Below are 22,500 nucleotides of genomic sequence, written 5' to 3' on the forward strand. Positions count from 1 at the left end.
TACCCTTCCAATTTAAAAATTCAAGGAATTAACAGCCTTCCTGATAAATGTTCCATTTTTAAAATATTTCAAAATAGTTATACAACAATTAAGGTTCCCCTACTACTATTTACATATTTTGAAATAATATCCTAAAAAGTGACGATTCTGATTTTTTCAGGTTTCATCCATGAGGTTATGGAGAAACTATGATATAGTAGTTATGAAAATGTATTGTAAGAACAAGGAGTGAAAATAGATGAGCCAAGCAGCAAAAACACTTGATGGATGGTATTGTTTACATGATTTCCGTACAATGGATTGGACAACCTGGAAAATGCTACCAAGCGAGGAAAGGGATGCAGCCATTCAAGAATATCTTGGTCTTGTAGACAAGTGGAACCGTACGGAGAAGGAAGAACAAGGCAGCCATGTGATTTATAGTATTGTTGGGCAAAAGGCAGATTTCATGATGATGATTTTACGTCCAACGATGGAAGAGTTAAATGAAATTGAAAACGAATTCAATAAAACAAAGCTGGCTGAATTTACAATTCCAGTCCATTCTTATGTATCCGTAGTGGAATTAAGTAATTATCTGTCTTCTGATGAAGATCCATATCAGAATCCGCAAATCCGCGCGCGTTTGTATCCGATTTTACCAAAATCAAAATACATCTGCTTCTATCCAATGGATAAGCGCCGCCAAGGTAATGACAACTGGTACATGCTTCCGATGGAGGAGCGTATGAACTTAATGAGAAGCCACGGTATGATCGGACGTCAATATGCAGGACTTGTCAAACAAATCATTACAGGCTCTGTTGGTTTTGACGATTATGAGTGGGGCGTTACGCTATTCTCAGATGATGTTCTGCAATTTAAAAAGCTTGTCTATGAAATGCGCTTCGATGAAGTAAGTGCACGCTACGGCGAGTTTGGATCCTTCTTCGTCGGCAACCATCTGCAAGATGATCAAATTCAAACCTTTTTGCATGTAAAATAAAAAAAAGGCATACATGCTTACATAACAGGAGTCTTCGGCATATGCCGGAGGCTCTTTTTAGGTAGTCTTATTTTTTAGTCATATTTGACCCTCCTTGCCCATATCCATTAGTTAGTGAGTTTGATATTTTCTACATCACGATTTCAACTTTGAAGCTTGCAGGTCAAAGACTTGAGTGGCCAATCCAGGATGGGGCCTGCATTCTATAACCACTGACTTAATGAAACCTACGCAAGTTACACCACTTGCGATTAGAGTATTAGGAGGGAATTAGAATGAGCCAACAAAACAATAACCAATATGGGTATTACAGATCGTACCCATCTTACGGGAATAAGCCGCAGCAATATGGAGGGGCTCCAATGGGCGGTCCGATGCAGCCTGCTGTTTTCCCGCAACAAGGAGGAATGCCTGGTACGATGTTTCCACCTACAGGAGCCATGCCAGGAACAGGAGCCCCCTCCATACCTGGGATGCTTCCGGTTGAACAATCCTATATTGAAAATATCCTTCGCTTGAATAAAGGAAAACTGGCAACCGTCTATGCGACTTTTGAAAATAATTCGCAATGGAATGCAAAAATCTTTAAAGGTCTCATCGAAGCTGCCGGAAGAGATCATTTAATCCTAAGTGACCCAGAAACAGGACAGCGCATTCTGCTGCCAATGGTTTACTTTGACTATGCCACATTTGATGAAGAGCTCGAATATGAGTACCCATTTGCGGCAGCACCAGCTGCAGCAGATCTTGCTACGTATCCTCCGAGATAAGGCAGCAACATAATGCAATTTGCTTAGCAATCAGATCTTCCCTGCCACTTTATATCCAAAGCTGACCATTGTTTTATATATAAAAGGAGTCTGACCCTCTTGTCAGACTCCTTCTTTTATTTTTTTATAAAAATTTTACAGCTGCAATCACGATTATTACCCAAGCAACAATAAATGCCACGCCTCCAAGTGGTGTAATCGCACCTAGCATGCTGATTTTAGTAATACTTAATACATATAAACTACCAGAGAATAAAACGACTCCGATAAACATCAGCCAGCCTGACCATGACAATAATGAACTTGAATGTACCTTACCAAGCAGAATACCGACAATCAGCAAACCTACTGCATGAAGCATTTGATAGGTTACAGCTTTCCCCCAGGTATCCAAATATTTGGGTTCAAGCTTTCCTTCAAGAATGTGTGCGCCAAATGCTCCTAAAGCAACCGATAACCCGGCCAAAGCAGCCCCTAGAATAATAAATATTTTCATTCTTCTATCCCCTTTCAAAGTCTACACTTCGATTAATGTCCAGCTGCAGCGCCTACCCCCTAAGGTCATACGCCAATCGGGGGTGGGCAAGGCGCTTCCGCTTTTCTATTAAAAATCAAATATAGAATCCCCGTTTGCACCGTCTTCTACTTCCAATTTCTTTTGTGGCTGAAAGCTTACCGACTGTGGTTGATAACTTACAGGCTGCTGTTGAAAGGACACTGCCGGCGCCGGTACAGCAGGGCTGCTGATTTCCGTTCCTGCTTGTGCTGGCTCCTCTAAAATAAGCTCACAAAGAGCCTTCATCGCATAAGCATGTTCACGTATTTTTGCATCAGATCCAGCCTGCTTAGCCTCCTGCAACTCTTTTCCGATCTTATCAAGAAGTTTGTTTACTGAAATATTCATCTTGACCTCCAGATCATTTATTTATTTTTCTCTATGTATCGTTCAACAATTGACTTCGATTACAAGGTCCTTCACCTATGCAATTCTTCTTTATTCTACATGAATTTTCAGCAAAATACAGCTTATTAGCATTCAACGTCTTAACTCCTTTTTCTCTACTGCAAACGACAGCATGTTTCACGTGAAACATTTTATTTCCAACATAACCAATCACTTCCTGCCAAAATAACTCTCTATAATCTTTCATTTCTGCATCAATTCTTCAAATTTTTGCCGTACACTATAGTTATATATTTTGAAATTAGGTGATTCATTTTGAAAAAGCTTTCGGTCAAACTGGGAATGTTATTTTTCTTTATTATCTTTGGTTTAATCACATTTATGTTTTTCTTTTTACATAATGGCATTACCCAGTCAAGGGTTGAGGAAGAACTGAACAGCCTGCAAAGCCGTGGGAATTCTCATCGTGATATTCTCGAAAAACACTTTGACCTTGATACGATTGATCATGTCGTCTTAATGGAATCCGAAGCCGAAACCGATGTGGTCATTACCAATCAAGACGGGCAGGTATTAAATTCTTCCGCACCTGCCGGGGTCTTTGCGAAATATTTGCAAGCGTCCCCCGCTTCTTTCCCAAGAGATGGACAGATCATTGAAGGAGATTGGGATGAAGAACCCTATATTTCAACCGTTAGCCCTATTGAAAAGGACGGGAAGCTCGTCGGACTTGTTTATATGTTTCAGGATACGGCATCCGTCCATTCCTTGATGGATCGGCTGAACAAGCATTTCATCATTTCAGGCTGGATTTCCATTATTTTTACCATCATTATTATTATTTTCCTTTCCAAAGGAATTACAAAGCCGCTCCTTAACATGAAAGAGGCAACGAGCCAAATCAGCAAAGGAAATTATTCTGTTTCCCTCCCCAATACCCATGAAGACGAATTAGGTGATTTGGCAAAATCGATTGAAACATTAGCACGTGATTTGCATTATTTAACCAAGCAGCGCAATGAATTTCTAGCCAGCATTTCCCACGAATTACGGACACCCTTAACGTACATTAAGGGGTATGCCGATATCTTACGGAAACAGAGCCTGCCAAAAGAAGATATGGAGAACTATTTAGCCATTATCGTAGATGAGGCGAACCGTTTGACCCAATTAGTAAAGGAACTATTTGAATTGGCTAAGCTTGATCAAAATCAATTTGCAATTGCAAAGGAGCCGGTAGATTTACATCCCTTTTTTGAAAAAATAGAGCAGCGGTTTCTGCCGATTTTGCAAGAAAGCAATATTGAATTTACTGTCAGCTGTCCGTCGAACTTGTGTGTCATGGCAGACCCGCTGCGGCTTGAGCAGATTCTTTTTAACCTATTAGACAATGCGAAGAAATACTCTCCAAATGGCGGAACAATCATTTTAAAAGCCTGGAGGCAAAAAAACAACATTCATATTCTCGTAGAGGATCACGGTAAAGGAATTCCCGAACAGGATCTCCCCTTTATTTTCAACCGCTTCTATCGAGTGGATAAGGCCCGCACCCGCTCCCTTGGAGGGTCCGGTCTTGGACTGGCCATAGTGAAAGAGCTTGTTCATGCCCACGGCGCAGACATTACCGTCAGTAGTAAAGTGAATGCCGGCACAAGCTTTGAGATTATTTTTTAAAGGAGAACCCTATGAAGACCATTTTATTAGTGGACGATGAACCGTTAATGTTAGATTTATTATCTTTGTATTTAAGCCCGCGCGGCTATACCTGCATCAAAAAAGAATCGGCCCTGGAGGCAATCGACTATTTAGAGTCGCATTCTGTTGATCTGATTCTTCTTGATATTATGATGCCTGAAATGGATGGCTTGGAGGCCTGCCGGGAAATACGGAAATATTGGGATACCTCGATTATCATGCTGACGGCGATGAGTGAAAAAACAGACATTGTCAAAGGGCTGAATACTGGCGCAGATGATTATATTTCCAAGCCATTTGATGAAGATGAATTGCTGGCGAGAATTGAGGCTGTTTTACGGAGAAGAACGAAGCAAAAAGGCAATCTTTCCTTTCAGGGACTTGTGTTAAATCAAGACTCCTTTCAGCTCCACTATAAGGAACAGGAAATTCCCCTAACCCCAAAGGAATTTGGCATGATGAGTCTATTTTTAACAAACCCGAATGTTGTTTTTACAAGAGAGCATTTGATTACCTCTGTTTGGGGATACGGCGTTTCGACGGAGGACCGTACGATTGATTCCCATGTCAGGAACCTGCGCGAAAAGCTACGCAAGGCTGGTTTCCCTGCTGATGACCATTTACTGACTGTTTGGGGTGTTGGGTATAAATGGGATGGACAGGAATGATTGCAGGTAAAAACCCTATTAATTCATACAATCGTAACAACTTCACCATTCTTCTGCATACGTTCTGCAAATCTTTAAGCTATGATAAAAGTATGAAAGGAGCTGTTGAGGAATGAAAAAGAAATGGGTCATCGGTATGTTAACAGGTGCTGTATTGTTAGGCGGGGCTGGAACGATCGCTTATGCTGAAGGAAATGGTAATGGCCTATTAAACTTCGGCCAGATGAAACCTTATATGGAAAAAATGCATCCTGATTTTTCCGAGAAGCAATTAAAGGATATGTATAATGCTTGCCATGGTGAAGGCGGTATGATGGAGAACGTCGATCCTGCTGACATGATGCCAAACGGTGCCACACCAACTATGAATCTAAATAATTTGTAATCTGGAGATGATTCCCCATGATGGGTGGATTTGGATCTGGTTTTGGCATGCTTGGTTTTTGGACTTCTAGGTTGGGCCATTAACCTTTTTGTGACAGGAGTCGTTGTTTATTATGCAGTGAAGCTTGCTTTAGGAAAGCATAAATAATAATAAAGAAGAAATGGCCGCTACTTTTCAATAGAGGCCATTTTCCTTCATTCCGCATGCTGCTCTGTATTCTTATGCTCCATACCGTCCGCAGGAGACTCTGCTAATCCTGTATAAGCATAGTACACACCGACAACGACCAGCAAATAGACAATGGCGGAAAGCGCCCATTTTTTCATTTGTCATCTCTCCTCTATAGTTTTACTTTTTGTAAACGAAGTGCATTCAACACAACTGAGACCGAGCTGAACGCCATTGCTGCCCCTGCAACCCAAGGTGCCAAAAATCCTACCGCTGCAACCGGTACTCCAATCGAATTATAGGCTAATGCCCAGAATAGGTTCTGCTTGATATTTGTAATGGTTTTATGACTCATTAAAATTGAATCCGCAATACTGTTCAAATCACCGCGGATAAGTGTAATATCAGCCGCTTCCATGGCCACATCTGTTCCTGTCCCAATCGCCATCCCAATATCAGCAACAGCAAGTGCCGGTGCATCATTGATTCCGTCGCCGACCATCGCTACCTTTTTACCCTGAAGCTGGAGCTTCTTCACTTCTTCTGCTTTTCCTTCCGGCAGAACTTCCGCAATGACAGAATCAACACCAGCTTGCTTTGCGATGGCATTAGCCGTTTGTTGGTTATCACCTGTAATCATGATTACCTCAAGCCCCATGTCCTTCATGCGCTTAATCGCTTCTGTTGAAGTCTCCTTGATTGTATCCGCCACGGCAACAATTCCGGCATAGACACCGTCCACTGCTGTCAGCATCGCTGTCTTCCCTTGCTTTTCAAGACCTTCCATAACATCAAGCATATGCTCAATCTCGACATTAAATTGTTTCATCAGCCTGCGTGTACCGACCAACACTTCTTTGCCATTTACAGTTGCTTTAATACCATATCCAGGTATATTTTCGAACTCAGACACATCAGCAAGTTCAATTGACTTTTCCTTAATCCCTGCCACAATTGCCTGCGCAAGCGGGTGCTCGGATTGTTTTTCAGCTGAACCTACGAGAGATAAGAACTCTGCTTCATCCTGGTCTGTTACTACATCTGTAAGAACTGGTTTTCCGTTTGTGATCGTGCCTGTTTTATCTAAAATGACCGTATTGATCCGGTGCGTCATTTCAAGATGCTCTCCGCCTTTAAAGAGAATACCGTATTCTGCAGCCCTGCCGGAGCCAGCCATAATGGACGTTGGAGTTGCCAGTCCAAGTGCACAAGGACAGGCAATGACAAGCACGGCAATCAGATTCTCTAATGCTAGAGCAAAGTTACCCGGATCTACCCAGATATACCAAACCAAGAAAGTAATTACCGCAATGCCGACAACAATCGGGACAAACACACCGGAAATAGAATCGGCTAAGCGCTGAATCGGGGCCTTTGAGCCTTGCGCTTCTTCAACCACTTTAATAATTTGCGCCAGTGCCGTTTCCTTGCCTACCTTTGTTGCCTTCATTTTCAGGAAGCCGTTTTTATTAATTGTGGCACCGATGACCGTATCTCCGACTGTTTTATCAACCGGAACACTTTCCCCCGTGATCATGGACTCATCCAGCGCAGAGTTTCCTTCTAAAATTTCACCGTCAACCGGGATCTTTTCGCCAGGTTTGACGAGAATGATATCTCCAGCAACAACCTCTTCCAATGGAATCTCCATTTCATCGCCATTCCGGATGACAACTGCCGTTTTGGCCTGCAGCCCCATCAGCTTCTTAATCGCTTCTGATGATCTGCCTTTTGCTCTCGCCTCAAATAATTTTCCAAGCAAAATCAACGTAATTAAAACCGCACTCGTTTCATAATAAAGTCCAACGGAGTGGGCATAACCGCCGATTGTTTGGAAAGACCAATACAGGCTGAAAAAGTAAGCCGCAGATGTTCCAAGTGCAACGAGAACATCCATGTTTGCACTCTTATTTTTCAAGGCCTTATAGGCTCCGACATAGAACTGCTTCCCAATAAAGAATTGAACCGGAGTCGCTAGTGCCAGCTGCACCCAAGCGTTCATAAACGCATCTGGCACGTATACTCTATCTTCTAAAAAATTGAAATGTCCTACCATTGACCATAGCAGCGGCAGTGATAATATTGCTGAAAAGATAAACTTCCCTTGCTGCTTTTCAATCTCTTTTTGACGGTAGTCGACTGCTTCCTCCTGGTTTTCCTCACTCTTTAAAATGGCCCCATAACCGAGCTTTTCAACTTTTTGAATCAGGTCCTTTACGGAAACCGCTGTAGGATTATATTCAACCGTTGCCTTCTCCAATGTCAAATTCACATTCGCTTGAATAACTCCATCCATTTTGTTAAGGCCTTTTTCAATTCTGGATGAGCATGCCGCACATGTCATGCCCGTTATCTCTAGCTCCTTCTTCTCTGTCACAACATCGTAGCCAAGGTCCCTTACCTTCTTCTGAATCTCACTTGAACTCATGGCAGAGGTATCAAAGGTTACTGTTGCCTTTTCAAGGGCGAGGTTGACATTGGCATCTTGGACACCCTCGAGCTTCCTAAGCCCTTTTTCGATACGGGTTGCACAGGCCGCGCACGTCATACCGGTTATTTGAAACTGGTCTTGAGCTAGCTGCTTTTCACTCATCATTATCACCTCATACCTATATAGGGTATATTTAATTGAAAAAGAGAGAGCGTGTGCTTTCAAAAACACATTCGCTCTTCATCAACTTATTTTACATCGTAACCTTGATCATCAATTATTTCTTTGATTGCATCTAATGTTACTTCATCTGCATTATATTCAACATCTACTGTTTTATTTTCAAGGCTTACTTTCACACTTGCTACACCATCTAATTTACCAACGCTTCCTTCTACCGCTTTCACACAATGTCCGCAAGACATACCTTCCACATTAAGAGTTACTTTTTCCACTATGATCGTCTCCTTTTACTTTTTCATTAATTTTTGGAACGTTACCAGCACTTCATCTACAACTTCTAAATCCCCATCTTGGATGCGGTCGACCACACACTCCTTTAAATGGGCTTCAAGAAGGATTTTCGCCACGCTGTTTAAGGCGGCTTGGGTTGCGGCAATCTGCGTAATGACATCGTCACAATAAGTATCCCTGTCGATTAACCGCTTTATGCCCCGAACCTGACCCTCAATCCGATTTAACCTGGATTCAAGGTTTTTCTTCATTTTGTCAGAATGATGACTCTTCCGCTCACCTGAGTGGCAGCAGTCATCTCCCTCATGCATTGGGTCTTGCTCTAATTCGGATGACATCGATGATCCCTCCTTGATTTATATTATAGTATACGGGGGTACCCTATGTAAAGTTCCTTTTTTTAAAGAATTTATTTAAATTTTTTTCCGAATCCTTTTTCTTCCCGTCTTGATAAGCAATATTTAATTTTATAATTTACCTCTCCTATTTTATACTCCCCTACCCTATCTTATTCCTCTATTCATTGTTCTATTAATTGTATTTCGAAATATGATTTACAATGAAAAGAGGTGCTGCAATGAAAAACAAACCTTTTCTAACAACGAGAAAATTGCAACCGGAAAATCAAGAATCTCCCATTCATTTTCTATCTACATGGCTGACCCCAGCCAAATACTTTTACCGTCGAAATCATTTTCCCTATCCTTCGTTGACTGATCGGCATCTTTGGCTGCAAATTTGCGGAAATGTACCCCAGCCCCGTTTCTTTCATCTTAATGACATCCTTTCTTTGCCTGAAAAATCGATCATTCTTCCCGTTGAATGCGCAGGTAATAAAAGAGCTTATTTTGATCCAAAGGTCCATGGAGAACAGTGGGAAGACGGAGCGATCAGTCAAGGAAAATGGACGGGAGTCCCCTTGTCTCACCTGCTTGAATTGACAGGATTCTATAATCAGACAAAGGAAGTTGTTTTTCAAGGAGCTGATTTTGGCAGAAAGCCCGATAAAGAAGACTTGATTCCCTTTAAAAGAAGTCTTCCGTTAGAAAAGGCCTTACACCCGGATACCATTATTGCCTATCTGTACAACGACAAACCGCTCGATTATACACACGGCTATCCATTCCGATTAATTGTTCCAAACTGGTACGGAATGGCTTCTGTAAAATGGCTCTATAAGATTGAACTCATTAATGATTCCTTTAACGGACCTTTCCAAACGGAAGATTATGTCTACTATCCTCATAAACATAACGACCATAAGTCATTTCCCGTTACCACTTTACAAGTAAACTCGACTATTCAACAGCCCCTTCCATTTTCCATATTGAATACGGGAGTTCATGAAATAAAAGGAATAGCCTGGACAGGGAAAGGCGTAATAACAGAGGTCGAAATCAGCTTAGACAATGGTGATACATGGCAGAAAGCCGTTCTCGAGCGTTTGAATGAGCCTTATGCATGGACAAAATGGTCCTTTTTGTGGCATGTGGAAAAAAAGGGAGAATACTCTATTTATGCAAGGGCAAAGGATTCACAAGGACGAATTCAGCCGATGAATGCCTTTTGGAACCGGAAAGGCTATGGATATAATGCAGTGTCAAAAGTGAACGTGAAAATTGAATAGTATTTTATAACATGGTTGTCTGTTCTGGGCATTTCGCCTTCCAAGGGAATCTACGTGCCCTCCACTGCAATCTGCCTGCTAACTAAAAATCAACATTGTGCTTTAACACAGCCTTTACAAAAAAGCAGGCTGATTGATCCCATATCAGCCTGCTTTCTTATCTATATATTAATGCCCGCTATGCCCTTCACTGTTCTCCTGAACAATCTCCAGCTTGTCATCAATGATTCCCTGCGTTTGGTAAGGAATCGCTGCAGTATCCCCGACGAGATAGGCATGATTATAAGGTCCTTCCGTCGGAGTGTCCTTGAACATTGGCTTGATCCCGGCAAGGAAATCATATGTTTCTTGCTGCAATTGCCCCTTATCAAGCCAAATTAATGGTGCATGTTTTCCCAAGTGGGAAAATGGTGCGGCAGCAATCGCTACTTCCGGTGATTCAGTAGATACGAATGATACCCCATGACCGGATCCTGTTAAGCCCCAGCCAAAGCCTGTCTCCTCATCTTTAAACTTGGCAAATTCGATTGATACTGCCGATGGATCATTTGCTTCTGCGCCAATCCGCTGCACCTTGCCATATTCCTTTAATTGCTTTTCAAGATCCTTTGAGATTACACTTTCAGGTCCTAGAATATAAATATTGGCTTTACTTTTTCTTTTTTCTAAAGCTGCAATCGTTTCCTCAGGGATTTCCGTTTTAGAAACATAAAGAACCGGTTCCGGCATATGGGCAATCCAGTTTACTGCCGGTATAGTATACAATTTATCTTCCTCATCTGCTGATGCGATAATTACCCCATTAGGGTACCCGCCCGATACTTTTGCATAAGCCTCGTCTATATTTTTTGCAAAGTCAGCTGGATTTTCACCTGTTATCCTTTCGACCTTATAGTCAGTGAGCTGACTAAGCACGACATCTGACACATCCCCCATTACCATGACCTGGGTTCCATTTGTATTCCCAATTGGATTCAATCGTTTAATCTCGTTTAAAACATTTGCCGGTATACTATCCTTTTGGATAAATAACAACGGTCCGTTATTTGGATGATGGATTAAATCGGTACTAGCCATTGCATTCTGCCAGCTTCCCAACGGAGTCAAAATGACAGTTCCCGGCTGATTTTCTTTATGAGTTGCAGGCCAAACCGTTTGCGATACATAGATGGATGTCTCAATTGGGTCGCTTGTCGGAATTCTCGTCACATTTTTTGTATTTAGCGTTAAAAGATTTTCTGAAGCATTTTCATTAACCTGTTCTGGAGCCTTAGCGAATTCCGCCATGTTTCCCGTGGCTTTAGTGCTTTCCATATCTGCATGGTTTGTTGCTGCTGTCCCTTCTTTTGCTGTTTCTGCCTCATCATCCTTATTGGTGCATGCCGCAAGCACCAATAACAGCACAGATAATAAGGTTACAAACATTACCTTTTTCATTACTGTAGACATTCTTTATCCCCCTTATTTCGTTTTGGAAAAATGATAAACGAAAAATATGCAGAATTTATGGATTTTTTACTTTATTAAATTAAAAAGCTCACCAGATTCGGTGAGCTTAGACTCTCGATTATCTACTTGTTCTTCCGCTATATCTATGACTATGAGGTGCCACTCCGTCCACAGTGGTCACACCGCTAAACTCATGATAATGACCGCCACCGGAAAGCGGAATAGCCGGTCCGGTCATTCCTCTAATCTGATGGATATGTCCGTCAGCAATCGCGGTAAAAATAAAGTATTGGTGTGTGTGCTGAACTCCGGTTGGAGCTGGTTCTGTTCTGCCGGCAAAGCTGTGATTATGTCCCATATCAAAGGTGGTAGCTCCTCTCATTTCATGGGCATGTGTGGGCATTTGCATTTGTCGTCCATCCCAAGATGTTATATATACATAGTGAGAATGCATCGGATCTGAATCATTCGAATGATACATGTATCCAGAAACAGGAATCTCCATGAGCAAAAACTCCTTTTGCCTTTTTCATACTGTATGTGTTCATAGCGAAAAAGGATTCAAATATTCAGAACTATACTTTTGTTTATATATATAAAGTAAATAACTTATAAAAAATCCATAGAATCTGCACATTTATATTTTAAAGTATAGGAAAGTAAGTGGATTGACCTCTCCTTGCTTTGAAAACAATTGGGCGCCTGCATGGCGTCTTTTGTTATTCCTCTTTTTCTACTGAAATATGACATGTTTCACGTGAAACACACAATTTGGAACAAATTCCACTATTCCGCACCAAATTCCCCATTTTGTATATAAATCCAAAAATCCCCATCATTCTTTCAGTTCTTTTTCAGAAATGCCGATTAAAGTGTTCCCTATAAGGAGGGATAAGGAAATGAAATCAAAAATAACAAAGTGGATGTTAGCCTTTTTCATGCTTTTCTTTATTTTTCAGACAGGAACGATCGCCAATGCGGATGATGACGATGAGGGCGTACGGTATGAACGGCACGAGCATGAAGATGAAGACCGTGAGTATGAAGAGGACGACGATGAGGGTTACTATGAAGAAAACACCACTAATTACGGGGACGGCACAATGTATGAAAGCACTCCTGTTCAAAGCACCTTTTGGAATCTGTGGACAAGAGAAATAAGCAGCACTACTTCAAATACAGAGCTTCCCTTCCAAGAAGCAAAAGAGGTCAGTATCGAACTAAACAATACAAGCGAATCGTTTTTCATGATCCCGCAAAATGGGCAGCTGCTTGTTCCTGGTGAAAAAGTGGCAAAGTTTCTCGGCGCAAAGTCCCGTTATTATCAGCAAAGCAAAATTCTTGAGCTTTCAAAGGGCACGGAAGAGCTCATTGTCCGCGCTGGGACAAATGCAGCTTATGAAAATATGGTCAAAACACCGATGCCTACGCAAAGCTTCTACTATGAAAGGTCTGTTTATCTGCCTATCTCAGTCATTTCCAATGCATTAGGCTACCGCGTGAACTGGGATGCAGCCAAATTAGCTATTATCCTACAGGAAATATGAGGTGATAAATATGAAAATGAATACAAAAGCAAAATGAATAGTTGGTATCACAGGGGCAGCCTTCTCGGCTTTCGTTCTCAGTGCATTAGATGCCCCCGCCCCAGCTGACCAAAGCACCTTGTCAGCAGAAGTCAACGACAACATGAGCGAGCGTGAAAAAGAGCTTGGGCTGCCAGGCTCATTGCTTTTGTTTGTTCTTCCGTTCTCCCCTAGTATTCGGATAATATCTTTCTTAAAATATATTTATTAAAACGGACATAAATTGATTGAATATTACAACATGCCTATGATATACATAGATAAGATTTGGAACATAGGAGGAACTACATGAATTCTTACATTCTCTTATTTGCAGCAATCATCAGCGAAGTGTTTGCCAGCTCTTTGCTAAAAGCTGCGGACGGCTTTAAAAAGCTGCTGCCCTCCATTGGTGTCGTTGTGGGCTATGGCTTAGCCTTCTATTTCCTGTCACTATCCCTTAAATCGCTGCCGCTGGGAATGGCTTATGCGATTTGGTCTGGATTAGGAACGGCACTCACTGCTGTAGTAGGTGTCACGATCTATAAGGAGAATTTTAACAGTAAAACGTTTTGGGGCTTAGCTCTTATTATCGGCGGCGTCATTCTATTAAACTTCGCAAACACTCATTCTTTTTAATCATTCGGAGGAAACAAAATGAAGGGCTATATCATGTTAAGTATTTCTATTATCAGTGAAATCTTTGCTACGACCATGCTCAAGCTGTCAGAAGGCTTTTCCGTTCTCTTCCCATCTCTTGGGGTTGCTATCGGATACGGAATATCCTTTTACTGCTTATCCATATGTCTTAAAACCGTTCCCTTAAGCTTGGCCTATGCGATATGGTCTGGAGTCGGAACAGCCTTAACCGCTCTAATAGGTGTACTGATATGGGACGATCCTTTTAACTCACTTACCTTTGCCGGTTTAGCGCTTATTATCGGCGGCATTATTTTTTTACAATCATCGAATAAGCCGGATAAAGTAAAAAATCAATCTAACGCATAAAAAAGGACCATTCGTTTATAATGGTCCTTTTCAGCTTACGCTGCCGGTTTTGTTTATCGTTTACGTCTGATTAAAAATGCTTTATCCGATTTTTCAAATCCAATTCGAGGATAATAGTCCACCGCATTAGGTGCTGCAATCAATACCAATGTAACCTCGTCACCAAGCTTTTCTTGTATCCGACGAACAAGTTCCTTGCCAATTCCGTTGTGTTGATATTCGGTATCCACAGCAAGGTCTGATAAATAACAACAATAGTTGTAATCAGTTATGGCTCTGGCAATGCCAACAAGCTGGCCATTGTTTCTCGCCGTTGCAATCATATCTGCATTCTCTACCATCCGTTGAATCCGATCTAAATCATCTACCGGCCGAATAATCCCTGACCTTTTAAATACATCTGCTACTTCTGCAGCATCAATCCTATCCTCAAATTCATAGTTAATCTGCAAATTTAGTACCTCCTTCTAGCCTTATACTCTATTAATTTCACCAAACAATTGTCACTAACCCGCTCCATTCGAACACCAATATTCCTTTAAAATGTAACAATAAATTGCGTTCCTTTTCCCGCCTCACTTTTCACTGCTATCTTCCCTCCGTGGGCATCGACGATTGTTTTCGCAATCGACAATCCGAGTCACGAGCCATCCCTCTTCCTGACCGAATCCCCCCGATAAAAACGTTCAAAAATATGCGGGAGATCCTCTGGAGGAATCCCTGAACCGGTATCTGCAACCGCCAATGTAATCTGCTGGTCCTTTTTTAACGTACAGGTAATGGTGCCTTCCTTCGTGTAGCGAACTGCATTTTCCAGCAAAATATAGAGCTGCTGCTGAATCCGCACCCTATCGCCTTTCATCATAACATGATCCTGAATGTCCTACTGCAAGGATAAATGAGCAGGTACCGTTCTTGCAAAGCTGGTTAACCATGTATCTAAGAGACTCGAGAAATCATATTCTTCGAGATCCAATTCCATATTTCCCTGATCACTTCTTGCCAAAAATAATAGATCATTTAGCAGCTTATTCATCATTTCTGCCTCACTTTTGGCATCCTCAAGCACTTCTTTGCCAAACGAGCTTAAATTCTCTTCTCCAGATAGGACATCAAGCGAACTGTAAAAGATACTTAACGGTGTCCTTAATTCATGTGAGGCATCTGATACAAACTTTCGCTGCGTTTGAAAGGATTTCTGAATCGGATTCATCGCCTGTCCGGCAAAAAAATGACCAACCCAGGCAAACAAAACGCTGAAAATGACTGTAATGATGAGGAGAAACCAGACAATATTTTGGATGACATGCATTTCATTGGTTATGTCCATGCCAATAATGACTGTCCCAATATTCTCTAAAGGATAGCTTTTTACTAATAAATGAGATTTCTCCCATTGAATTTCTTCTGTTTCATAAGTTTTTTCGATATCTGATAGATAAGAAAACAACCCTCTGACTGTTTCTTCTCCAGTTATTAATTGCTGATTCTTATCGATCACATAATAGAAAAACTTTTTTCCTCCTCGTATTCCAGATGTCCATTTTCTCCCTCGAAAGAGTCCTCATAGAATTCATGCTGCTCATTTTCAAAAAACTGGTCTAGTTCATTGATTTCTTCCTTTTTGATGGCTCCTGAGATGAATCCATATAAGACAAGAATAAATATAATCAATATCACTAATAGTGAGCCTGCAAATAGAATGGTGAGTCTTGCCTTGACGGTATTAAACATGACCTTCCCTCAATGTATACCCGACTCCACGAACATTTTTAATAATCGAAGGTTTTCCAGGCAGGTTGACCTTTTTCCGAACAAGCTTCACAAGGGCATCAAGGGCATTCTCTGTTACCTCGACATCAAAACCCCAGATTCTTTCAAGTAGGACTTCCCTTGTCAGCGTTTGATGTTTATTCCGCAGCAGCAGCTCCAATAGCCCATACTCTTTCTTGGAAAGTTCGATGACTTGTCCGTTTCGCTCAACAATATGTGTATTCAGATGTAACTGCAGCCCATTACAGGAGAGGATCTCTTCAATGGCTATTCAATCCTTCTCGACAGCGCCCGTAACCGTGCGGCCAATTCCTCGAATTTAAATGGCTTGACGAGATAATCATCTGCACCAGAGTCAAGCCCGGCAACAACATCCTCAATGGCATCCTTTGCCGTCAAGAATAAGATACAGCCTTTATAGCCATTCTTTCTTAATCGGCTGTATACTTCAACCCCGCTTAAGCCCGGCATCATCCAATCAAGAATCACCACATCATAGTCTGTCAATGAAGCATATTCATAAGCCGACCGGCCATCCTTCACCCACTCCACCCGGTTAAATTCCTTCTGAAGCAAATGATGGATTAACTTCCCTAAGCTTTCGTCATCCTCAGCAAATAAAATATCCATAAACCCTTGCACATCCCTTACCAAAATGGCGCTATTTTACATTTAGAATAACAAAGAAAACTGAAAATTGGGTGAAAGTTTTGAAATGGTTTGTGAATATTTTAAATAGAATAGACTGCATCCTTTAGAAAACAATAAGAGCATCATCAAACTGTGGGAGCTGTCTCATGATTCAAGCCAGAACGGAGCAGGAATGGGTATCAGAGTATGTAAAAGGTAAGAAACATCCGCTACCTGTTGTATTAGGTACAAGAGGAACTTGGACGGGAAACGGAAAACCGATGATTATCTTAATTGGTTTTACAATAGAAGATGTTTTGGTATTAGGGGATATTTACGGGGCGTCACATCACCCTGTTAGGGAAATGAAAAAGAAGCAAATAACGTACTATGCAATCAATATTATTGATAGAAAAAAGGTAAAGGAAATTATCGAGGAATGGAGAGGACCCTAAGGCTTAACAGGATGTAAAAAGCGGTACCCTTTTCAATAAGAGTACCGCTCTTTCATTACTAACTAGGCAAACATTAATTCTTTTTATTTTTTTACAACCCCTGACTCAATGGCTGCTTTGGAAACAGCTTGGGCTACACTTTCAACAACGCGTTTATCTAATGCACTTGGAATCACATAATCGCTTGTTAATTCATTAGGCGATATAATATTTGCAATCGCATAGGCTGCGGCAATCTTCATTTCCTCCGTAATATCTGTTGCACGAATATCTAATGCGCCACGGAAAATCCCTGGGAAGGCTAACACATTATTAACCTGATTTGGAAAATCAGAGCGCCCTGTTCCTACTACTGCCGCTCCGGCCGCTAAAGCTTCGTCAGGGAGAATTTCTGGCGTCGGGTTCGCCATGGCAAACACTATTGGCTCGTTATTCATCGTTCTAACCATATCCCCTGTTAAAACGCCAGGGCCCGACACACCAATAAATACATCTGCATCTAAAACAGCATCTTTAAGGGTCCCTCTTGCCTTTCGATGATTCGTGGCTTCAGCGATAAGTGCCTGACAAGGGTTCATCCATTCCTCACCAGTACAAAGAATTCCGGCCCGATCAACAAGTGTTATATCCCTCATCCCTGCTGTTATAAGCAATTTCGCAATCGCAATTCCAGCGGATCCCGCACCATTAATCACCACTTTCACATGACTCATGTTCTTTCTAACCAAACGTAAAGCATTGATGACTGCTGCTAAAATAACAATTGCTGTTCCATGCTGATCATCATGAAATACCGGTATGTTTAACTCCTGCTTCAAACGTTCCTCAATTTCAAAACAGCGAGGTGCAGCAATATCCTCCAAATTAATGCCTCCAAAGGTAGGCTCCAACGCTTTAATAATATTGATGATTTCATCTGTATCTTTTGTAGCAAGACAAAGCGGTACGGCATCAATACCTGCAAACTGTTTAAATAATAAAGCTTTCCCTTCCATTACGGGCATGGCTGCCTCAGGACCAATATCACCAAGACCTAATACGGCTGTTCCATCTGTTACAACAGCAACCAAATTTCCACGTCCGGTTTGTTCGTAGGATGCTTCCTTATCCTGTGCAATGGCCAAGCAAGGAGCGGCAACACCTGGTGTATAAGCAAGACTCAAGTCATGAGCCGAATTTATCGTTACCTTACTAACAATCTCAATTTTACCCGCTAATTTTTTATGCAGCTGTATAGCCTGCTCTTTTATTTCTCTTTCGTTCATTACTCTTCCCTCTCCTTTTATGTGAACACCCTTTGTCCATATTTGTGTTTAATGGGTTTCTAGTTGATTTTTACAATTCACTTAACTTAACTTAACGCTTTCATTAATAACGTTGCTAAAATAACCGTTGAAGCACCGCCAAGTCTTGTTGAAACCTGTGCAAATGGCATTAAGGACATCCGATTGGATGCTGAAAGAATTGCAACATCCCCCGTACCACCTAAACCGCTGTGACAGCCGGTTACAATCGCAGCATCAACAGGGTACATTTTCATAAACTTGCCGACAACATAGCCAGTACCTATCATTGCTAAAACAACAGATATACAAATCACAATATAAGCAGGAGTTACTAGTTTTACTACGTCTTCAAGTGGAATATAAAGAAGTCCTAGTCCAACCATTAAAGGCCAAGTCAAGCTGCCTGATATAAATTTATATAAATGGAAAGCACCTTGTTCCATCTTCGGAGGCATAATTTTTATGCACTTAACAAGTGTGGCCGCTACGATCATTAAGACAGGACCTGGAATTCCGAGAATCTTATGGGCCAAACTGCCTAAAATAAAGAAAACGCATGCTATTAAAATACCCGCACCCATTAATTGAAAATTAACTGGTTTATTAATTGTTGTATCTTCTGAAATGCCATCTCCACCTTCTGCTTTAACGAGTACACCATTCCCAGAAAGCTCTGGTTTCTTTTCACCTAATCGCATTAAAAGACCAGCACAGACAACCGCTGCAATATTTCCGATAACCGCTGCTGGAATCATCTGAGCTACAAAGGATTCCGCAGAATCTCCTAAAATCGAAGAGTATGCCAAGGATAGAGGTAAAATCCCTTCTCCAATTCCCCCGCCAATAATTGGAACAATAATATAAAAGAAAGTATGCTTCATTTCGTAGCCGAATAAGGATCCAACCAGCATTCCAACGACTACAGAAGCGAGCGTTCCCAAAATTAGAGGAACAAACATTTTCGCAAATCCTTGAATCAATACCTTTCGGTTCATGCCTAAAATACTTCCTGCTACTAAACATGCTATATAAAAATAGAGAAAATTGGATGTTTTCATTAATGTATGTGCTGCATCCATTGAAGCTGGGTTCATAATATTAAAGAAAACTAATGTGGAAGGGACCAGTAAAGCCAGGATAGCCGGTCCGCCGATATCTTTTAAAATAGGAATCTTTAAACCAAGATCACCTAGCAGCATCCCCATAATCATAATGACTGCAAAACCGCCAATCATATCATTTGGCAGTGAATTCGTGTATGATGCTCCAAGAATAATAGCTGCCAGGACTAAATAAACTGGTAAAGGCATAACCCCAACTTTGATACTGCTAAACTTTGACAAAAGACTTTTGTTTTCTTCACTTCGCTCTACCCTAGGAAGCGTTTGCAACCTTCGTGCCGGTTCCATAGTAAATCCCCCTAATCCCTAATAGTTGATAGACCAATCATATTAGGTATCAGAAGTTTCTAATAGTTTATGTAATTAATGTAAGTGTTTTAATAACCATAAAAAAGTAAGCAGCCACATGGGCTGCTTACAAAAATTTCTTTATCAAATGTTCTTCCGATTTATTAATTTCATACTGGTAGACTGGTCTCCCCACGGTACCGTAGATAATCCGTTCCCGCAGTACCCCAATATCCGTCAAAAACTTTAAGTATTTTCGGACGGAGACACGAGAAATCCCTACCACTTTAACAATGTCCTCCGTTGAAAATTGTTCTTCCTTCAACGTGCTGATTGCTTCCCAAACTTGTTCCAATGTATTATTGGTCAAACCCTTTGGAAGATCCTCCGTAACTTCCATTTCTTTCATATTAAAAAATTGCTGATCCAGCTCTTTTTGGTTAACTACCCGCTGGTCCTGAATAAACCTTGCTTTTTCCTTATAGGCAGTCAAGGTTTTATTTAAACGTTCAAATTCAAACGGCTTAATTAAATAATCAACGACTCCGTATCTAATTGCTTTTTGTATCCTCTCAATATCTGACGCTGCGGAAATCATAATGACATCTATATCCATTTCATTTTCTCGTAAGTAAATTAACAGCTCTAATCCATTCTTTCCAGGCATAAAAATGTCCAACAAAATCAAATCGACCGGCTGTTTTTCAATCACATCTATTGCCGCATCAACAGTAGAGGAAACGGCAACTAACTGGAATCCTTTTATTTCTCCAATGTAGCGTTTATTAAATTCCGCAACCATTGGGTCATCTTCTACAATCATTGTTCGAATCATTCTTCCTCCCCCTTAGCTGTAATATGGGATATATACGATAAACTCAGTACCTTGACCGGGTTTAGAGGAAATAATAAATTCACCCTCTAATTTATTTATCGATTGAGTTACTAAATGCAAGCCAAAACCTCTATTTTGTCCTTTTGTCGAATAGCCTTTTTGCAAGACTTTATTTTGCTCATCCTCTGTCATCCCTGTCCCTGTGTCCGAAACCTCTATTGTTAAAATATCGTCAGCGTATTCCAAAACAACTTCGACTCTTTTGATCGGACAATCAATTACAGCATCTATCGCATTATCAATTAGGTTCCCTACGATTGTAATTAAATCATGAACCATTTCATTATCCTGCGGTTTAGGAACAGGACTTTCGCTTGATATATGCAGCTCCACACCTGCTTCCCTTGCATAGCTTAACTTTCCAATTAGAAAACCTGCAAAAACTGGGTCCCGCATCATTCGAGACACAAAATTAATTTCATTGCTGCGATGATCGACCGTTTCACTGATATATTCAGACAGCTGATCATAATTCTTCATATGTACCATTCCAAGAATAACATGGAGCTTATTCATAAATTCATGCGCCTGGGCTCGTAGTGCATCTGCATAAAGCTGTACGCCCGTCAGCTGCTCCGCTAAAAGACGCATTTCCGTTTTGTCACGAAAAGTAGAAATGGCACCAACTGTTTTATTATTAAGGACAATAGGGACACGATTGACCAATAAATTAACTCCATTGATTTCCTGCTCCTCATCTAGTTCTGCTTCACCTGTTCTGATCACATTGGTCATACGGGATGTTGACATATAGGTATTAACATCTTTTCCAATCGGCTGATCATCAAGCCCAGCCTTTTTAAAGATTGATGAGGCGGATTTATTGACTAGCGTAATACGGGAATCCTGATCAGTGGCGATAATCCCTTCACGTACAGAGTTCAACATAGCACTTCGTTCTTCCACTAATCTTGCAATTTGAATTGGTTCTAATCCAAGCAATATTTTCTTTATGTACCTTGCTAAAACAATAGCCCCGATAATTCCAATGAATAACCCAAGACCAATCCCTAATAAGATTCCCTTACGGCTTTTATCAACAGCTTTTTCTACATCTTCAAGCGTAATCCCAACCGCTACGGCACCGATCTGTTTCCCATCATCCATGACGGGTGTAAAGGACCTTAATGAATCACCTAAGGTACCTTTTGAGATAGAAACATGCTCTTTTCCCTGTAAAACAGGTCCCTCATCACCACCCCTAAAGTGTTTTCCTACTTTACTGCTGTCTGGATGAGATTTTCGTATTCCGTCCATATCCATGACCACGACAAATTCTACATTGGTTGCTGATTTAATTTTATTCGCAAATGTTTGGATGTCTGATTCATCCCTTTGACCGTTCAGCCCTTCAATGACAAGCGGACTAAGCGCAACCATGCGGGCCACATTGCCCGCTTTTTCAGATTGACTGTTCTCAACAGTATCAGCTATTAGTTGGCTGATTAGGATTTCCGTTATCAAAAGCGAAATAAATACGACAGTAAAGACAAAAAAGATGATGGTATTTTGTAAGCTTACATTTCCTCTATGCATATCTTCCTCCTAAGAGATGATGTTCAACATAATCTGGCTAAACTCTGAGCTTCTCTAAAAATGATTAATATTTGACCTATTTACTATATTAGAAAGAGGGATTTTTTTGAAGTATGAAAAAAAGCGGTAAATTTATGTTTATCCCTCAATGCCATTATTTTAAACCAGCAGCAGCTCGTCTAAATTGATAATTTCGAAGTTCCGCTGGCTGTTTTGTTTGATATAACAAAACCTCGATAGTTCCCACTGACTCGTTTCATTCCTACGTACGGGCACTATCAACCCTCGTTAGTTCCGTATCACCAGTTTCTTACCCGAATACGGGAATTATCAACCTCCAATAGTAACGAATTGCACTCTAGCTCACCAAATCCCTAAAAGCAAGGC

Annotated in this window: 27 protein-coding genes and 1 pseudogene; 10 read left to right on the plus strand and 18 right to left on the minus strand. The window is 41.0% G+C overall.

What is annotated here, in order from left to right; genetic code table 11:
* Positions 1-238: 238 nt before the first annotated feature.
* Both hemQ and gerQ read left to right on the plus strand, forming a co-directional pair.
* Positions 239-985, plus strand: a complete 747-nt coding sequence (gene hemQ, locus R4Z09_RS30080; RefSeq protein WP_338450277.1) for a hydrogen peroxide-dependent heme synthase — start codon at positions 239-241, stop codon at positions 983-985.
* Positions 986-1,260: 275 nt separating this feature from the next.
* On the plus strand, positions 1,261-1,755 hold the full coding sequence (gene gerQ / locus R4Z09_RS30085; protein WP_338450278.1) for a spore coat protein GerQ: 495 nt from the start codon (positions 1,261-1,263) through the stop codon (positions 1,753-1,755).
* Positions 1,756-1,879: 124 nt separating this feature from the next.
* Here the strand turns inward: gerQ and R4Z09_RS30090 are convergent, their stop codons facing one another.
* Both R4Z09_RS30090 and R4Z09_RS30095 read right to left on the minus strand, forming a co-directional pair.
* Positions 1,880-2,251 carry a DUF423 domain-containing protein gene (locus R4Z09_RS30090; RefSeq protein WP_338450279.1) on the minus strand — a complete coding sequence of 124 codons (372 nt, stop codon included), beginning with the start codon at positions 2,249-2,251 and terminating at the stop codon, positions 1,880-1,882.
* A gap of 108 nt (positions 2,252-2,359) precedes the next feature.
* The gene (locus R4Z09_RS30095; RefSeq protein WP_338450280.1) at positions 2,360-2,659 is read right to left on the minus strand and encodes a YwdI family protein; all 300 of its coding nucleotides are present in this window, start codon (positions 2,657-2,659) and stop codon (positions 2,360-2,362) included.
* Between the two features lie 315 nt (positions 2,660-2,974).
* Here R4Z09_RS30095 and R4Z09_RS30100 point away from each other — a divergent pair, with 315 nt between their 5' ends.
* The 3 genes from R4Z09_RS30100 (at position 2,975) to R4Z09_RS30110 (ending at position 5,407) form a co-directional block, all read left to right on the plus strand.
* Entirely contained in the window at positions 2,975-4,333 is a 1,359-nt protein-coding gene (locus R4Z09_RS30100) for a sensor histidine kinase (RefSeq protein ID WP_338450281.1), read from the plus strand.
* A gap of 11 nt (positions 4,334-4,344) precedes the next feature.
* On the plus strand, positions 4,345-5,022 hold the full coding sequence (locus tag R4Z09_RS30105; protein ID WP_338450282.1) for a response regulator transcription factor: 678 nt from the start codon (positions 4,345-4,347) through the stop codon (positions 5,020-5,022).
* A 112-nt stretch (positions 5,023-5,134) separates the two neighbouring features.
* Positions 5,135-5,407, plus strand: a complete 273-nt coding sequence (locus R4Z09_RS30110) for a hypothetical protein (protein ID WP_338450283.1) — start codon at positions 5,135-5,137, stop codon at positions 5,405-5,407.
* Positions 5,408-5,601: 194 nt separating this feature from the next.
* Here the strand turns inward: R4Z09_RS30110 and R4Z09_RS30115 are convergent, their stop codons facing one another.
* The 4 genes from R4Z09_RS30115 to R4Z09_RS30130 all read right to left on the minus strand — a co-directional run bounded on the left by R4Z09_RS30115 (position 5,602) and on the right by R4Z09_RS30130 (position 8,818).
* Positions 5,602-5,733: a hypothetical protein gene (locus tag R4Z09_RS30115; RefSeq protein WP_338450284.1), complete on the minus strand. Its 132-nt coding sequence runs from the start codon at positions 5,731-5,733 to the stop codon at positions 5,602-5,604.
* Between the two features lie 14 nt (positions 5,734-5,747).
* Positions 5,748-8,168, minus strand: coding sequence for a heavy metal translocating P-type ATPase (locus R4Z09_RS30120; protein ID WP_338453403.1), 2,421 nt, complete (start codon positions 8,166-8,168; stop codon positions 5,748-5,750).
* 86 nt (positions 8,169-8,254) lie between these two features.
* On the minus strand, positions 8,255-8,461 hold the full coding sequence (gene copZ, locus R4Z09_RS30125; RefSeq protein ID WP_338450285.1) for a copper chaperone CopZ: 207 nt from the start codon (positions 8,459-8,461) through the stop codon (positions 8,255-8,257).
* A 15-nt stretch (positions 8,462-8,476) separates the two neighbouring features.
* Entirely contained in the window at positions 8,477-8,818 is a 342-nt protein-coding gene (locus R4Z09_RS30130; RefSeq protein ID WP_338450286.1) for a metal-sensitive transcriptional regulator, read from the minus strand.
* A 239-nt stretch (positions 8,819-9,057) separates the two neighbouring features.
* Between R4Z09_RS30130 and R4Z09_RS30135 the strand changes: the two genes are divergently transcribed.
* Entirely contained in the window at positions 9,058-10,107 is a 1,050-nt protein-coding gene (locus R4Z09_RS30135) for a sulfite oxidase (protein ID WP_338450287.1), read from the plus strand.
* A gap of 168 nt (positions 10,108-10,275) precedes the next feature.
* On the opposite strand, the gene R4Z09_RS30140 is transcribed toward R4Z09_RS30135, so the two are convergent.
* Together R4Z09_RS30140 and R4Z09_RS30145 are read right to left on the minus strand one after the other, a co-directional pair.
* Complete coding sequence (locus tag R4Z09_RS30140) at positions 10,276-11,544, minus strand: cell wall-binding repeat-containing protein (protein WP_338453404.1); 1,269 nt, start codon at positions 11,542-11,544, stop codon at positions 10,276-10,278.
* Positions 11,545-11,674: 130 nt separating this feature from the next.
* The gene (locus R4Z09_RS30145; RefSeq protein ID WP_338450288.1) at positions 11,675-12,061 is read right to left on the minus strand and encodes a YmaF family protein; all 387 of its coding nucleotides are present in this window, start codon (positions 12,059-12,061) and stop codon (positions 11,675-11,677) included.
* A 394-nt stretch (positions 12,062-12,455) separates the two neighbouring features.
* On the opposite strand from R4Z09_RS30145, the gene R4Z09_RS30150 reads away from it, so the two are divergent.
* From R4Z09_RS30150 to R4Z09_RS30160, 3 genes are all read left to right on the plus strand, one after another.
* Positions 12,456-13,103, plus strand: coding sequence for a copper amine oxidase N-terminal domain-containing protein (locus R4Z09_RS30150; RefSeq protein WP_338450289.1), 648 nt, complete (start codon positions 12,456-12,458; stop codon positions 13,101-13,103).
* A 327-nt stretch (positions 13,104-13,430) separates the two neighbouring features.
* On the plus strand, positions 13,431-13,760 hold the full coding sequence (locus tag R4Z09_RS30155) for a multidrug efflux SMR transporter (protein ID WP_338450290.1): 330 nt from the start codon (positions 13,431-13,433) through the stop codon (positions 13,758-13,760).
* A gap of 18 nt (positions 13,761-13,778) precedes the next feature.
* Positions 13,779-14,129, plus strand: coding sequence for a multidrug efflux SMR transporter (locus tag R4Z09_RS30160; RefSeq protein WP_338450291.1), 351 nt, complete (start codon positions 13,779-13,781; stop codon positions 14,127-14,129).
* A gap of 53 nt (positions 14,130-14,182) precedes the next feature.
* Here the strand turns inward: R4Z09_RS30160 and R4Z09_RS30165 are convergent, their stop codons facing one another.
* The 6 genes and pseudogenes from R4Z09_RS30165 to R4Z09_RS30190 form a co-directional block, all read right to left on the minus strand.
* Positions 14,183-14,581 carry a GNAT family N-acetyltransferase gene (locus tag R4Z09_RS30165; RefSeq protein WP_338450292.1) on the minus strand — a complete coding sequence of 133 codons (399 nt, stop codon included), beginning with the start codon at positions 14,579-14,581 and terminating at the stop codon, positions 14,183-14,185.
* Positions 14,582-14,667: 86 nt separating this feature from the next.
* A pseudogene (locus R4Z09_RS30170) lies at positions 14,668-14,994 on the minus strand (sensor histidine kinase).
* Between the two features lie 18 nt (positions 14,995-15,012).
* Positions 15,013-15,630: a histidine kinase dimerization/phospho-acceptor domain-containing protein gene (locus R4Z09_RS30175; protein ID WP_338450293.1), complete on the minus strand. Its 618-nt coding sequence runs from the start codon at positions 15,628-15,630 to the stop codon at positions 15,013-15,015.
* Positions 15,627-15,863: a hypothetical protein gene (locus R4Z09_RS30180; protein ID WP_338450294.1), complete on the minus strand. Its 237-nt coding sequence runs from the start codon at positions 15,861-15,863 to the stop codon at positions 15,627-15,629. Before R4Z09_RS30180 ends, R4Z09_RS30175 begins: the two co-directional genes overlap by 4 nt.
* Entirely contained in the window at positions 15,856-16,062 is a 207-nt protein-coding gene (locus R4Z09_RS30185) for a winged helix-turn-helix domain-containing protein (RefSeq protein WP_338450295.1), read from the minus strand. The genes R4Z09_RS30180 and R4Z09_RS30185 overlap by 8 nt, the downstream gene beginning before the upstream one ends.
* A 107-nt stretch (positions 16,063-16,169) precedes the next feature.
* Complete coding sequence (locus R4Z09_RS30190) at positions 16,170-16,532, minus strand: response regulator transcription factor (RefSeq protein ID WP_338450296.1); 363 nt, start codon at positions 16,530-16,532, stop codon at positions 16,170-16,172.
* Positions 16,533-16,699: 167 nt separating this feature from the next.
* Between R4Z09_RS30190 and R4Z09_RS30195 the strand changes: the two genes are divergently transcribed.
* Entirely contained in the window at positions 16,700-16,987 is a 288-nt protein-coding gene (locus R4Z09_RS30195) for a hypothetical protein (RefSeq protein ID WP_338450297.1), read from the plus strand.
* Between the two features lie 83 nt (positions 16,988-17,070).
* Here the strand turns inward: R4Z09_RS30195 and R4Z09_RS30200 are convergent, their stop codons facing one another.
* The 4 genes from R4Z09_RS30200 to dcuS all read right to left on the minus strand — a co-directional run bounded on the left by R4Z09_RS30200 (position 17,071) and on the right by dcuS (position 22,113).
* Positions 17,071-18,252, minus strand: coding sequence for an NAD(P)-dependent malic enzyme (locus tag R4Z09_RS30200; protein WP_338450298.1), 1,182 nt, complete (start codon positions 18,250-18,252; stop codon positions 17,071-17,073).
* Between the two features lie 86 nt (positions 18,253-18,338).
* The gene (locus R4Z09_RS30205; protein ID WP_338450299.1) at positions 18,339-19,682 is read right to left on the minus strand and encodes a 2-hydroxycarboxylate transporter family protein; all 1,344 of its coding nucleotides are present in this window, start codon (positions 19,680-19,682) and stop codon (positions 18,339-18,341) included.
* A 127-nt stretch (positions 19,683-19,809) separates the two neighbouring features.
* Complete coding sequence (locus tag R4Z09_RS30210) at positions 19,810-20,517, minus strand: response regulator (RefSeq protein WP_338450300.1); 708 nt, start codon at positions 20,515-20,517, stop codon at positions 19,810-19,812.
* A 12-nt stretch (positions 20,518-20,529) separates the two neighbouring features.
* Positions 20,530-22,113: a DcuS/MalK family sensor histidine kinase gene (gene dcuS, locus R4Z09_RS30215; RefSeq protein WP_338450301.1), complete on the minus strand. Its 1,584-nt coding sequence runs from the start codon at positions 22,111-22,113 to the stop codon at positions 20,530-20,532.
* Between the last annotated feature and the right edge of the window lie 387 nt (positions 22,114-22,500).

This window comes from Niallia oryzisoli (assembly GCF_036670025.1).
Taxonomy (GTDB): Bacteria; Bacillota; Bacilli; order Bacillales; family Cytobacillaceae; genus Bacillus_BD; species Bacillus_BD oryzisoli.